Annotated in this window: 7 protein-coding genes; 5 read left to right on the forward strand and 2 right to left on the reverse strand. The window is 67.5% G+C overall.

Features of this window, described 5'->3' with window-relative positions; genetic code table 11:
- Positions 1-62 precede the first annotated feature (62 nt).
- Entirely contained in the window at positions 63-188 is a 126-nt protein-coding gene (locus tag E3T38_RS17310) for a hypothetical protein (RefSeq protein ID WP_255452739.1), read from the reverse strand.
- A gap of 104 nt (positions 189-292) precedes the next feature.
- Here E3T38_RS17310 and E3T38_RS08820 point away from each other — a divergent pair, with 104 nt between their 5' ends.
- Positions 293-4,012, forward strand: a complete 3,720-nt coding sequence (locus E3T38_RS08820) for a choice-of-anchor I family protein (RefSeq protein ID WP_241984381.1) — start codon at positions 293-295, stop codon at positions 4,010-4,012.
- A gap of 64 nt (positions 4,013-4,076) precedes the next feature.
- On the opposite strand, the gene E3T38_RS08825 is transcribed toward E3T38_RS08820, so the two are convergent.
- On the reverse strand, positions 4,077-5,036 hold the full coding sequence (locus tag E3T38_RS08825; RefSeq protein ID WP_134547882.1) for a LysR family transcriptional regulator: 960 nt from the start codon (positions 5,034-5,036) through the stop codon (positions 4,077-4,079).
- A 157-nt stretch (positions 5,037-5,193) separates the two neighbouring features.
- On the opposite strand from E3T38_RS08825, the gene E3T38_RS08830 reads away from it, so the two are divergent.
- From E3T38_RS08830 to E3T38_RS08845, 4 genes are all read left to right on the forward strand, one after another.
- Positions 5,194-8,775 carry a bifunctional proline dehydrogenase/L-glutamate gamma-semialdehyde dehydrogenase gene (locus E3T38_RS08830; RefSeq protein ID WP_134547966.1) on the forward strand — a complete coding sequence of 1,194 codons (3,582 nt, stop codon included), beginning with the start codon at positions 5,194-5,196 and terminating at the stop codon, positions 8,773-8,775.
- A 181-nt stretch (positions 8,776-8,956) separates the two neighbouring features.
- The gene (locus E3T38_RS08835; RefSeq protein WP_233193205.1) at positions 8,957-9,919 is read left to right on the forward strand and encodes a 3-oxoacyl-ACP synthase III; all 963 of its coding nucleotides are present in this window, start codon (positions 8,957-8,959) and stop codon (positions 9,917-9,919) included.
- Between the two features lie 2 nt (positions 9,920-9,921).
- Positions 9,922-12,741, forward strand: a complete 2,820-nt coding sequence (locus E3T38_RS08840; RefSeq protein ID WP_241984392.1) for an alpha/beta fold hydrolase — start codon at positions 9,922-9,924, stop codon at positions 12,739-12,741.
- A complete protein-coding gene (locus tag E3T38_RS08845; RefSeq protein ID WP_134547883.1) occupies positions 12,738-13,727 on the forward strand; it encodes an NAD(P)-dependent oxidoreductase in 990 nt (329 codons plus the stop codon). Before E3T38_RS08840 ends, E3T38_RS08845 begins: the two co-directional genes overlap by 4 nt.
- The last annotated feature ends 12 nt before the right edge of the window (positions 13,728-13,739 follow it).

Consider the following 13,739-nt stretch of genomic DNA (forward strand, 5'->3'; position numbering starts at 1 on the left):
CACTGTGAGTGAAACGCGAGTCCTACCTCAGGCTAGGCCACTTTGCGCCCCTCGGCTATATGTCACAGGCCCTCCAGAACGGACACGGCGGCGTCGTGGCCGCCCGCTCCGCTGACCCCGTCGCAGCGACGGGCTCCGGCCCCACCGGTTTGGGTTTCGATGCGAGGGTGACCGTCGGCATCCGTCATGACCAGATCCTATCGAGGGCGAGAAGTCACCTTGTATTCGCCTGCCAGACACCTGGGACCGCTACACAGAGGCATCCAATGTCTGTTCCCAGGAGGATCACCGCATGAGCGCCTTTAGACGCCCCGCCCGACGCCGAGTTCCCGTAGTCACCATGGTGGTCGTCGTCGCCGCCTGCGCCGCGCTCGCGGCGGCGCCCCTCGTGTCGGCGGTGCCGACGGCATCCGCTGCCATCGTCACGGCGCCCATTACCGCGAACGGAACCGACCCCTACTTCGAGATGGCGCCGCTCGGCAGCTACGAGACCGGTACATTCGACAAGTCAGCCGCCGAAATCGTCACCCACCACGCCGGCAGTAAGCGACTCTTCGTGGTGAATGCCGAACAGGGCGCCGTCGATGTGCTGAGCATCACCGATCCCACCATGCCGGCCCAGCTGTTCGCCCTCAATGCTGAGGGTGCCCCGATCAATGGTGGCAGTGAGCTCATCCCGGCCGGGTCAACCGCCAACTCCGTGGCCGTGCGCACCGACGGCCTCGGCGCGATGGCCATCGAATCGCCTACCAAAACGGATACCGGCTGGCTCGTCTTCTTCGACGCCACCGCCGCGGCGCCCACAATTCTCGGTGCCGTCACGGTTGGAGCCCTGCCCGACATGGTCAGCATCTCGGCCGACGGCAGCTACGCCGTCGTGGCCAACGAGGGTGAGCCGAACGACGCCTACACAATCGACCCCGAGGGTTCCGTGAGCGTCGTCACACTGCCCGGCACGCTGGCCGCACCGGCGCAGTCTGCCGTTACGACGGCTGATTTTCACGCCTACGAAGCTAACGGCGGCAGGACGTTGCACGAGGACGTGCGCGTCTTCGGCCCGACGATCAACACGGCGTTCCCGATCTCGGCCAACCTCGAACCCGAATATGTAGCGATTGACGGAGTCACCGCCTACGTTGCTTTGCAGGAAGCCAACGCCGTCGCCGTCGTCGACCTTGCCACCGCAACGGTCTCCGATGTCTGGCCGCTCGGCTTTCAGGACCATGGCATCGCCGGCAACGGCATCGACGCTTCCGATAGGGACTCGACGGTCAACATCCAGACCTATCCAGGCCTGAACGGCATGTACATGCCCGACGGCATGAACGCGTACACGGCGACGGATGCTTCCACCGGCTCGGACGCCACCTACCTGGTCACCGCCAACGAGGGTGATGCCCGCGAGTGGGGTAGCTACGTGGAGGGTACGCGTGCCAGCAATCTCACGATCTGCGCCAACAGCCCGCTCTTCGGCAAAAACACCGACGCCGACCTTGGGCGCCTGAATGTGACCAAGGAAAACGGTTTCAACACCACCAACAGCTGCTACGACGAGCTCTACTCCTTCGGCTCGCGCTCGTTCTCCATCTGGAACACGAACGGCACGCAGGCCTTCGACTCCGGAGACGACTTCGAACGCATCACCGCCGCGGCGAACCCCGCGTACTTCAACTCCACCCACAGCGAGTCCAACCTCGAGGGTCGCAGTGACGACAAGGGCCCCGAGCCGGAGAACCTCGCCATCGGCGCCATCGACGGTCGCACCTACGCCTTCATCGGCCTCGAACGCGTCGGCGGCATCATGGCCTACGACATCACCGACCCGACCAACGCGCAGTTCGTGACGTACCTCAACAACCGCAACTTCACCGCCGATGCCATCACTGACCTGTCGGCGGCTGGCGATCTGGGCCCCGAGGGCGTCACGTTCATCTCCGCCGAGAAGTCACCCACCGGTGAGCCTATGCTCGCCGTCGGCAACGAGGTATCCGGAACCACGACGATCTTCTCGATCAATACCATCGTCGCTCCGGTCGCCACCGAGATCCAGGTGCTCGGCATCAACGACTTTCACGGTCGCCTCGAAGCCAACGCCAGGAACCAGGAGGCCGGAGCTGCCGTGCTCGCTGGAGCCGTCGCGCAGCTGAAGACCGAAAACCCGAACACCCTGTTCGTCTCCGCGGGAGACAACATCGGCGCCTCCACCTTCACGTCGTTCTCGCAGCAGGACGAACCGACCATCGACGCCCTCCTCGCGGCCGGGCTGGACGCATCCGTTGTGGGAAACCACGAGTTCGACGCCGGCTGGGACGACCTCGAGAACCGGGTCAGGTCATCGTTTGGCGACCCGCGTTATGCACTCGGTGCCAACGTCTACCTGAAGGGCACGAAAACTCCCGCTCTGAGTGAGTACTGGGTGAAAGAGGTTGACGGGATACGGGTCGGTTTCATCGGCACCGTCACCGCGCAGACCGCTTCGATGGTCTCCCCGGCCGGCATCGCCGACGTTGAGTTCGGCGACCAGCTCGAAGCCGCCAACCGGGTGGCCGGGCAGCTGCAGGACGGCAACACGGGCAACGGCGAAGCCGATGTCCTGGTGCTGCTCACCCACGAGGGTGGCGTCGGAACCGACTGCGCCGCGATCGGAGCCGCCGACACCCTGTACGGCGACCTCATTCGCGGCGCATCGGCGAACATCGACGCGATCCTCTCCGGCCACACCCACGCCACCTACAACTGCTCCTACCCGGTCGACGGCTGGACCGATGGGCTCGAACGCCCGGTGATGCAGAGCGGCCAGTACGGCATGAACCTCGACCGGGTGAACATCGCGGTCGACCCGGCCAGCAAGGCGGTTGTCTCGCTGACCAGCTCACTCGTCGACCTGCACGACGGAACGACCGGCCTGTTCCCGGCCGATCAGACCGTGGCGCAGACCGTAGCGGATGCGGCGACCGAGGCTGCTATCGTCGGATCGGTCGAAGTCGGGGCCATCAGCGCCGACATCACCCGGGCTTACAAGGGTGTGGCAGAAGATCGCGGTTCAGAATCGACCCTCGGCAACCTCGTCGCCGACATTCAACTCTGGGCCACCTCGAACGCTGACTTCGGCGGCGAGCCAGCCGAGATCGCCTTCATGAACCCCGGTGGCGTGCGCACCGACCTCAGCTTCGGCGAAGACGGAAAGGTGACTTACAAAGAGGTCGCCACCGTGCAGCCGTTCGCCAACACCCTCGTCACGATGGACCTCACCGGAGCCCAGTTGCGCGCGGTGCTCGAGGAGCAGTGGCAGCCCGGCCGTTCCAAGCTGCATCTTGGTGTCTCGGAGGGCTTCAGCTACCTCTACGAGCCCGACGCCGCACAGGGCGAGCACATCGTCGGCATGTCCCTGAACGGTGTGGATATCTCCCCGGCCGCAGTCTTTCGCGTCACGACGAACTCGTTCCTGGCCGCGGGCGGCGATAAATTCACGACCTTCGCCGCCGGAATCAACGCTACGGATACTGGCCAGGCCGACCTCACCGCCACTGTCTCGTACTTCGAGCAGCACGCACTCGTCGACCCGGCACCGCTTGGCCGCGCCGTGCTGGCGGGCACCGACTGGGCCAGTGTCGAGGTCGGCGACGCCGTGTTCACCCCGGGCGAGCGGGTCACCGTCACGGTCTCCGGGCTGAACCCCGGGCAGGAGATCACCGGCACGCTCTACTCCACACCGGTGAACCTCGGCACCTTCGCGGCCAACGCGGCTGGAATAGCCACGTTCTCGGCGGTGATCCCGACCAACACGCCGGTCGGGGCGCACACGCTCGTGATCACCTCCATCGGTCTTGAACCGATCAGTATCGCGGTCGCTGTCGTTGCGCCCGGGTACGCGGGCGCGGAAACGAGTGGCGTGAGCGCGATCCCGGCGCTCGGTGCGTCACTCGCCCCGGCTGGCCTCGCCGCGCTGCTCCTGCTGCTCGGCGGCGGCCTGATCCTGGCCCGTCGCAAGCGCCAGGCCCTCTCGGCCTAGCGTCAGAAAGACGGATGCCCCGGCTGTCGTGGCCGGGGCATCCGTCTGTGATCGCGGGGGCGTGTCACACCGGCGCGAGTGGTTCGAACGGGCGTGGCGGCTCGAGCGGGTCGGACTCGGTGGGCTTGGCCACCTTGCTGACCGCCCGGTCGAGGGCGCCGCGCACCGCGACGACGCCGGGACGCCCGGCACTCGAACGACGCGCGGCCGAGAACAGGGTGCGATGTGGTGTGCCCGGCAGATCGTGCAGCTGCACGGCCGGCATACGCCCGGCCCAGACCAAATCGGGCAGAATGCCCACGGCATTGCCTGATTCAATCAAGCGGATGTGTGCGATCAGGTCGGCGGTCTCGAACCGAACGTCCGGTTCGAATCCGGCCGAACGGCATAGCTGCGTGGCCCACTGGCGCGAGGCGGTGCCGACCGGTTCCATCACCCAGGGCAGGCCGGCGGTGTCCTCGAGCCTGTCGGCGCTGACGCGCGGGTTCTCTGCGGGCGGCACCGCGAGCCGTAATGCGTCCGTCGCGAGGTTCACCCGGTCGAGGTCAGGCCAGTGCGCGCGAGTGTGTCCGGGATATTGCTCGGCCAGCACGAGGTCGAAGTCCCGTGCCGCGACTTCGAACAGGCCACGCTCGGGCTCACGCTCGGTCACTTCGACCCGCAGCGCTGGAAATTCTTCGGCGAGAAAGGTGAGCGCCCGCGGAATCACGGCCAGAGCCGCCGACTGGAACACAGCCACCCGCACGGTGCCAGACACGGTCGTCGTGCTGGCACGCAGGTCGGCCTCGGCGAGCTCGAGCCGCTCCAGCAGATGCGTGGTGTGCTCGACCAGAATCTCGGCTTGCGGGGTGAGCTGCACCCGGCGACCGACTTTCTTGAGCAATACGACGCCGGCTTCTTTTTCGAGCAGCGCGAGCTGTTGCGACACGGCGGACGGGCTGTACGCGAGGGCCGCGGCGACCCCGGCCAGGGTGCCGCGAATCTTCAGTTCACGCAGCAGCCGCAACCGCCTGACATCCAGCATGTGCTACTCCGTACACCCATCAGCCCACCAAAAACCAAACCATTAGAAATGATAACGAATACTCTGCATAAACAATTGCTTTTGCTAAATATAGGCTGGTCCCAGACTTGATACACCAGAGCACCCCATCCGCGAACGAAAGACTAGTCTCGTGACCATGACCAACGCCTCCACCCGCCCCGCCAACGAGGATTTCAGTGCGGAGGTCGTCGCGCTCGTCAAGAAATGGCTCGACGAAAGCGCCACCATCCCGGCGGATGCCGCGGCCGAGCGGCTCGCCGGCGTGCTGAAGGACCCCAACGGCCTGGACTTCACGGTCGGCTTCGTGGACGGCGTCATGCGCCCCGAAGACAAGATGGTTGCCGGTTACAGCCTCGCGCGGGTCGCCAAGAAGGCACCCGGCTTTCTGCCGGTGCCTATGCGCGCCGCCATCGGACTCGGCGGCATTCTCGGTCCGGTGCTGCCTTGGGTAGTCATTCCGGCAGCCCGCACGGTGCTTCGCCAAATGGTCGGCCACCTCGTTGTCGACGCCACCCCCGACAAGCTGGGGCCCGCACTGGCTCATCTGAAAGAGGGCGGCAACCGCCTCAACATCAACCTGCTCGGTGAATCGGTGCTCGGCGAGAAGGAAGCGCGCGAACGGCTCGAGGGCACCAAGCGTATCCTCGAACGCCCAGACGTCGACTACGTCTCGATCAAGGTATCGTCGATCGCCAGCCAGCTGTCGATGTGGGCCTTTGATGAGACCGTCACCCGGGTGGTCGAACGGCTGACGCCGCTGTATGAGTTCGCCGCGGCATCCGCTACTCCGAAATTCATCAACCTCGACATGGAAGAGTATCGCGACCTCGACCTCACCATCGCGGTGTTCGAGGGGCTGCTCGACCAGCCGCAACTCGCCCAGCTTGAGGCCGGTATCGTGCTGCAGGCCTACCTGCCCGACGCCCTCAGTGCCATCCAGGGCCTGACCCACTGGGCCCAGAACCGCCGCGCGGCCGGGGGAGCTGCGATCAAGGTGCGCCTCGTCAAGGGCGCCAACCTCGCCATGGAGCATGTCGACGCCGCCGTGCACGATTGGCCGCTCGCCACGTTCTCGACCAAGCAGGACAGCGACACCAACTACAAGCGGGTGCTCAACTGGGCGCTCACCCCGCAGAATACCGACGCCGTCAAGCTCGGCATCGCCGGCCACAACCTGTTCGACGTGGCCTGGGCGCACCTGCTCAGCGTCGCCCGTGGCGTCGATGACCGGGTCGATTTCGAGATGCTGCTGGGCATGGCTACCGCCCAGGCCCAGGCCGTGCGGCAGGACGTCGGGCAGCTGCTGCTCTATACCCCCGTCGTCGACCCCTCGCACTTCGACGTGGCAATCAGCTACCTCATTCGCCGCCTCGAAGAAAACGCGAGCCAGGAGAACTTCATGTCGGCCGTGTTCGAGCTGACCAGCAGCCCGGAGCTGTTCAACCGCGAGAAGGCCCGTTTTCAGGCCTCCCTCGACGCGCTCGATGACCGGGTTCCTGCCCCCAGGCGCGTACAGGACCGCTCGAGCAGCTATGACCTCGATCGCCTCGCCGCCGCCCTCCCGGATGCTCGCCGCCAGAGCATCGAGACCGCCTCCGATTCCGACCCGCAGCTGACCGAAGCCCTGCTCGGCATCACCCGCGGATCGGTGCCCGCACCCTCGAGCTTTCGTAATGAGCCCGACACCGACCCGTCACTGCCGGCCAACCGGGCCTGGGGCCGAGGCCTCTTGGCCCGCGCCGAGGCATCCGTTCTCGGCACCGCCACCATTGAGGCCGCTGCAGTTCCCGATGAGGCCGCCCTCAATTCCATCATCGACGGCGTGCTGGCCGCCGGGGCAGCGTGGGGCCAGAAGACCGGCGCCGAGCGCGCCGCTGTGCTGCATCGCGCCGGACTGGCGCTCGCTTCTAGACGTGACCGCCTGATCGAGGTCATGGCGAGCGAGTGCGGCAAGACGATCACCGAGGGTGACGCCGAGGTGAGCGAAGCCATCGACTTCGCCAACTACTATGCCGAACGTGCCAAAGACCTCGATCGCGTGCAGGGCGCCATCTTCGTGCCCTCCAAACTCATCGTGGTCACCCCGCCGTGGAACTTCCCGACCGCCATCCCGGCCGGTGGCATGCTCGCCGCCCTCGCCTCCGGTGCTGGCGTCGTCGTCAAGCCCGCCACGATAGCCCAACGCACCGGTGCCGTCGTCGTCGAGGCGCTGTGGGAGGCAGGCATTCCGCGCGAACTTCTCGCGCTCGTCAACCTGCCTGACCGGGACCTCGGCGCCAAGCTCATCGCGCACCCCGCGGTCGACCGGGTCATTCTCACCGGCGGCTACGAGACGGCCGAGCTGTTTCGCTCGTTCCGCCACGACCTCCCGCTGCTCGCCGAAACCAGCGGCAAGAACGCCATCATCGTCACCCCGTCGGCTGACTTCGACCTGGCCGCCGCTGACGTTGTCAAGAGTGCTTTCGGCCACGCCGGCCAGAAGTGCTCGGCCGCGAGCCTGGTGATCCTGGTCGGATCGGTCGCGAAGTCGGAGAGGTTCCTCGGCCAGCTGGTCGACGCCGCGACCTCGATCAAGGTGGGACCGGCCAGCGATCCGGTCACCCAGATGGGCCCGATCATGTCGCCGGCCGACGGCAAACTGCTGCACGCGCTGACCACCCTGGGCGCTGAAGAAAAGTGGCTGGTCGAGCCGAAGCAGCTCGATGAGACCGGCAAACTCTGGTCACCCGGCATCCGCACCGGCGTCGTGCCCGGATCGTACTTTCACCTCACCGAGTTCTTCGGCCCGGTTCTCGGCGTGATGCACGCGCGCAATCTGGAAGAAGCCATCCGCTTTCAAAACGCCGTCGACTATGGCCTGACCACCGGGCTGCACTCGCTCGACGCTGACGAACTGGCCCTCTGGGTTGACTCTGTTGAGGCCGGCAACCTCTACGTCAACCGCGGCATCACCGGCGCCATCGTGCAGCGCCAGCCGTTCGGCGGGTGGAAGCGCTCCGCGGTGGGGGCCGGAACCAAGGCCGGCGGACCGAACTACCTGCTTGGCCTTGGCAGCTGGGTCAGCGAACCGGGCCGCAACAGCTCGACGCTGCACCTGCGCGGCCTCGAGCAGCGTGTCACCGACATCATCGAGGCCAGCCAGCCTTTTCTCGACTACACCGACTTCGACGTACTGCGCCGCTCGGCGGTGAGTGACGCGCTGGCCTGGCGCGAAGAGTTCAACGTCGTGCGCGACGCGACCGACCTCGGTGTGGAGCGTAACCTGTTCCGCTACCGCGCGTTGCCGGTCACCGTGCGCCTGACGGAAACCGGCACGCTCGCCCAGCTGCTGCGCGTGATCGCCGCCGCGACCCTGTCCAGATCGCGCTTCGACGTGTCCAGCGCCATTCCGGTGCCGCCCGCCGTGCGCAATATCCTCGCCGAGCGCGAGACCCTGGTGGTCATCGAGAGTGACGAGGAGTGGCTCGACCGGGCCCGCTCGGGCAAAATCACGGCCAGCCGCGTGCGTCTCATCGGCAGCGACCCGGTGCTGGGCGCGGCGGAGGCGGCATCCGCTCTTGCTGAGGCCACGAACGGCAGCCCGGACATTGCCGTGTATTCCAACGCTGTCACCCAGGCCGGCCGCATCGAAGTGCTGCCGTTCCTGCGCGAACAGGCCATCTCGATCACCGCGCATCGGTTCGGCAACCCGAGCACGCTCTCGCAGGGCGTGATCTGAAAAACGGCCGGTGCGGCTCGCGTGGGCGCACCGGCTACGAGCTATTGGCATAGTGATTAGTGGGGCAAACTGGTAGGGGACGTATAATTGCCGCTGTCCACAATTCGACAGGGGTTGACGCTTGAACGGAAATGCGACGACGACGCATCGAAACGTCGCTTTGTTGTCGGTAGCCAGTCTCATGGCGCCCCTCATTACGACGTCCGAAGAAATCGACCGACGGTTGAAGCCTGTTCTGACGCGCCTCAAGCTGCCCACCGGGCTGCTGCAGCGTGTGGCTGGTGTCTACGAGCGACGCAACTGGGGCCCGAACGAGACTTTTGACGACGCCGCGGTCAAGGCCGGTGAGATCGCGTTGAGGGAGGCCGGCATCAAGCCCAGCGACGTTGGCCTGCTGATCAACACTTCGGTCACTCGCAAACACCTCGAGCCCTCGGTCGCCGTGCGCATCCACCACGGACTCGGCCTGCCGTCGTCGGCGATCAACTTTGACATTGCGAACGCCTGCCTCGGTTTCGTCAACGGCATGACCCTCGCAGCGCAGCTCATCGACTCCGGCCAGATCAAGTACGCAGTGATCATCGACGGCGAAGACGCCGACGAGATCCAGTCCAACACGATCGAACGCCTCGGCCGCCCGGGCATCAAGCGCAAAGACTTCATGAGCGAGTTCGCGAGCCTCACCCTCGGCTCCGGCGCAGCCGCCGCAGTGCTCGGCCCGGCGGACGCGCACCCCGGTGGGCACCGCATCCTCGGCGGTGTCACCCGCGCGGCAACCCAATTCAATGACCTGTGCGTCGGCAGTGTCGACGGCATGTTCACCGACGCGAAAGCGTTGCTCAGGGGCGGTATGGAACTCGTCGTTTCGGCCTGGACCGAAGCCAAACGGGACTGGAGCTGGTCGAATATGGATCGCTACATCCTGCACCAGGTCTCAAGCGTGCACACCAACGCCATCATCAAGGCCACCGGTATGGACAAGACCAAGATTCCGCTGACCTTTCCCACCCTCGGCAACGTCGGTCCGGCGTCGATTCCGATCACGCTCGCGCAGGAGGCCTCGACGCTGAAATCGGGCAACCGGGTGCTGCTCATGGGCGTCGGCTCTGGCCTGAACACCGCCATGATGGAACTCGTTTGGTGAGGGTGGGCCCCCGGCGCCTGCCGGTCGCCACCTCGGACCCGGCCGCATTGCCACCGGCAGGACTGCCCGGACTGAACCCGGTGTGGTCGCGACTGATCGAGGTCACGGAGAGCGGCAGCGCTGGCGGTGTGACCCACGGCTGGCACCTGCTCGACAACGGCCCAGAGCTTGACGCGCTCGGCGTGATTCCGGTCGGCACAATTCTGTGTGTGCACGGCAACCCGACCTGGTCCTACCTCTGGCGCGGTCTGCTGGCCTCGGCAACGGAGGCCGCGACGTCGGGCGAGCCAGCCTGGCGCGTGATCGCCGTCGACCAGCTCGATATGGGCTTCTCGGCACGCACCGGGAGGTTTCGCCCGCTCGCTCGCCGGGTGCAGGACCTCGCCGACCTGACAGACGCCCTCGAACTGGCCGGTCCGGTGATCACTCTCGGCCACGACTGGGGCGGAGTGGTATCCCTCGGCTGGGCCGTCGACCATCCCGAGCTGCTGGCCGGCGTCATGCTGCTGAACACCGCGGTGCACCAGCCGGCCGGCGCTCCGATTCCGTCGCCGCTGCGGCTCGCGCTCGGGCGCGGCATCCTCGGCCCGGCAACCGTTACCACGCCCGCCTTCCTCGCTACGACGCTGGCCCTGGCGCATCCGCCGCTGTCTGCCGCGGTGAAGCGCGGCTACCGCGCGCCGTACCGAACGAGCGCTCGCCGGGGCGGTATCGGCGGTTTCGTCGCCGATATCCCGGTTGCCCTCGCGCACGAGAGCCGGGCTGAACTCGACCGCATCGCCGAGGGCGTGCGCTCGCTCACGGTGCCCACGCTGCTGCTGTGGGGTCCGCGCGATCCGATCTTCAGCGACCGCTACCTCGACGACCTGGTCGAACGGATGCCGCACGCCCGCGTGCACCGGTTCGAGGGCGCTGGCCACCTGCTCGCCGAAGATGCGGACTACGCCGCCGCCGCGCTGCTCTGGCTGGGCGATGCTGTCGTGAGCGCTCCCCTCGAGGGTTCGGTAGCGGTCTCGGTCTCGGTCTCGGGCTCGGGCGAGCCGAGCGAGACGGCCGTCTCGGGGAGCCTTGCCGCGTGGGCGGTAGCGGGGACGCATCCGCTCTGGCATTACCTCGACGAATTACAGGCCTCCGACGACACCGCCCTCGTTGACATGCAGCCGGCCCCTCGCGCCGTCAGCTGGCGACTGCTCTCCCTGCGCGTGCGGCAGATTGCCGCCGGACTCGTGCACATCGGCGTCAAATCCGGCGACCGAGTCTCGCTGCTCGTGCCGCCAAGCGCCGACCTCACCGCGGTGCTCTATGCCTGCGTGCGCATCGGCGCCATCGTCGTCGTAGCGGATGCCGGCCTCGGCCTGGCCGGCCTCACCCGCGCCGTGCGCGGCGCCCGCCCCGACTTCGTCATCGGGGCCGCTCCCGGCCTCCTGGCCGCCCGTGCGCTCGGTTGGCCGGGGCGTAAAATTTCAGTCGCAGGCTTTCCAGCCCCGATGGCCCGGCTGATCGGCGTCGAGCACACCCTCGCCGAACTGATCAGCCTGGGCCAGGCCCGCCTCAGTGCCGGTGACGGGCTTCCGGCTGAACCTGCGCCGATCGATGCGGCCGCCGTGCTGTTCACGTCCGGTTCGACCGGCCCGGCCAAGGGGGTCATCTACACGCACGGCCAGCTCTCGGCCGTGAGTCGCGCGCTCTTTCTGCAGTACGGCGTCGGTGTCGGCACCGGCCTCGTCGCCGGATTCGCGCCGTTCGCGCTGCTCGGACCGGCCCTCGGTGCCCGCTCGGTCACCCCCGACATGGACGTCACCGCGCCGAAGACCCTCACCGCGTCCGCCGTCGCGTCCGCCGTCGCCGCGATCGACGCGACGGTCGTCTTTCTCTCGCCCGCGGCCCTCGTGAACGTCGTCGCGACCGCCGCTGCGCTCACGCCGGCTGACCATGCTGCCCTCGCCGGGGTGCAGCGTTTTCTCTCGGCCGGTGCGCCGATCTCTGAGAGCCTGCTTGCCCAGGCCGCGGCGCTCATGCCGGAAGCGACCGCGCACACGCCATACGGCATGACCGAGGGCCTGCTCATGGCCGACATCACGCTCGAAGGCATCCGCGCCGCGGCCGCGAGTGTCGCACAATCGAAGGCGGTGCAGGCCGTAGCGCACGACGGTGAGTCGGTCCCGGCGCCGCCCGATCCGGCGCACTCGACGGCGCACCCGGCCGGCGGAGTCTGTGTCGGCGGGTCGACCGCGACCACACGCATCCGCATCAGCGCGCTCGACGCGAGTGGGGCAGCCGTTGGTGACCTCTCGGAGGAACCAAACGTGACCGGTGAGATCGTGGTATCGGCGCCGCACGTGAAGGACCATTACGACCGCCTCTGGCTTACCGAGCGCGGCTCGCGGCGTGGCGGAGTGCCGGGCGAACGTTGGCACCGCACCGGCGACGTCGGCCATCTCGACAGCGCAGGCCGCCTCTGGGTCGAGGGCCGCATGCCGCACGTCATCGTGACGGCCGACGGCGTCGTCACCCCGGTCGGTCCGGAGCAGCGGATCGAAACCCTGCCCGACGTTTCTCGTGCGGCGTTCGTCGGCGTCGGCCCTCTCGGCACCCAACAGCAGGTCGCCGTGCTCGAAACCGTGCCGCCCGCCCGCCGCGCGCACCGGGCACCCGAGGCGCTCGCCGCTGCCGTACGCTCGATGGTCGGCACACCGGTCGCTGCAGTGCTCGTGGTTCCGGGCCTGCCGACCGACATTCGGCACAACTCCAAGATCGACCGCAGCCGATTGTCGCGCTGGGCCACCGGGATCCTCTCTGGCGGTCGCTGGGTCAAGCCATGAGAGTGCTCGTCACGGGTGCCAGCGGATTTCTCGGCCGTGCCGTCGCTGCCCGCATCAGCGCGGCCGGGCACGAGGTGCGCACCTTTCAACGCCGGCCATCCGGCGTGCCCGGCGTCGAAGATGTGCACGGCTCGATCACGACGCCCGCCGACACCCCCTATGCCGGCCTCGCCTACGCCGTGAGCGGTATGCACGCGGTCGTGCACCTCGCGGCAAAGGTATCGCTTACCGGCGACCCGGCCGCGTTCGAGGCGGTGAACGTTGGCGGAACGCGCACCGTCGTGCAGGCCGCAGAGGATGCCGGCGTCTCCCGTTTCGTCTACGTCTCCTCGCCGTCCGTTGCCCATGCCGGCCGTTCGATCATGGGTTCTGACGCCCTTTCGGCCGCGCCCGGGCAGGCTCGCGGCGACTATGCCCGCACCAAGGCGCGGGCCGAACTGCTCGCGCTCGCCGCCGATGCTCCCGAATTCAGCGTGGTCGCCGTGCGTCCGCACTTGGTCTGGGGCCCCGGGGATACCCAGCTGATCGACCGGATCGTCGATCGTGCCCGCCACGGGCGACTGCCGCTGCTCGGACACGGTGCGGCGCTCATCGACACGACCTACGTCGACAATGCAGCCTCCGCGATCCACGCAGCGCTCGATGCCGCCGAGCGGGTGCACGGGCAGTCCTATGTGATCACCAACGGTGAACCGCGCCCGATTGCGGAACTCCTGGCCGGAATCTGCGGAGCGGCCAACGTACCCGCGCCAGCCTGGCGGGTGCCGGCATTCGCTGCCCGCGCCGCCGGCTCGCTCATCGAGGCCCTCTGGCGCGCTCGCCCGGGAACGGACGAGCCGCCGATGACCCGGTTTCTGGCCGAGCAGCTTTCGACCGCGCACTGGTTCGACCAGCGTCGCACCCGCGCCGACCTGGCCTGGACCCCCGAGGTGTCGCTGGACGAGGGCTTCGCCCGCCTGGCCGCCCACTACCGCTCGGCCCCCTAGCCCCCCACCACC

The sequence above is a fragment of the Cryobacterium sp. Hb1 genome (assembly GCF_004403585.1).
Taxonomy (GTDB): Bacteria; Actinomycetota; Actinomycetes; order Actinomycetales; family Microbacteriaceae; genus Cryobacterium; species Cryobacterium lyxosi.

Coding starts and splice junctions, on each gene's coding strand:
- E3T38_RS08820 (WP_241984381.1), top strand. CDS start 293: ATGAGCGCCTTTAGACGCCCCGCCCGACGCCGAGTTCCCGTAGTCACC.
- E3T38_RS08830 (WP_134547966.1), top strand. CDS start 5,194: ATGACCAACGCCTCCACCCGCCCCGCCAACGAGGATTTCAGTGCGGAG.
- E3T38_RS08825 (WP_134547882.1), bottom strand. CDS start 5,036: ATGCTGGATGTCAGGCGGTTGCGGCTGCTGCGTGAACTGAAGATTCGC.
- E3T38_RS17310 (WP_255452739.1), bottom strand. CDS start 188: ATGACGGATGCCGACGGTCACCCTCGCATCGAAACCCAAACCGGTGGG.
- E3T38_RS08835 (WP_233193205.1), top strand. CDS start 8,957: ATGGCGCCCCTCATTACGACGTCCGAAGAAATCGACCGACGGTTGAAG.
- E3T38_RS08845 (WP_134547883.1), top strand. CDS start 12,738: ATGAGAGTGCTCGTCACGGGTGCCAGCGGATTTCTCGGCCGTGCCGTC.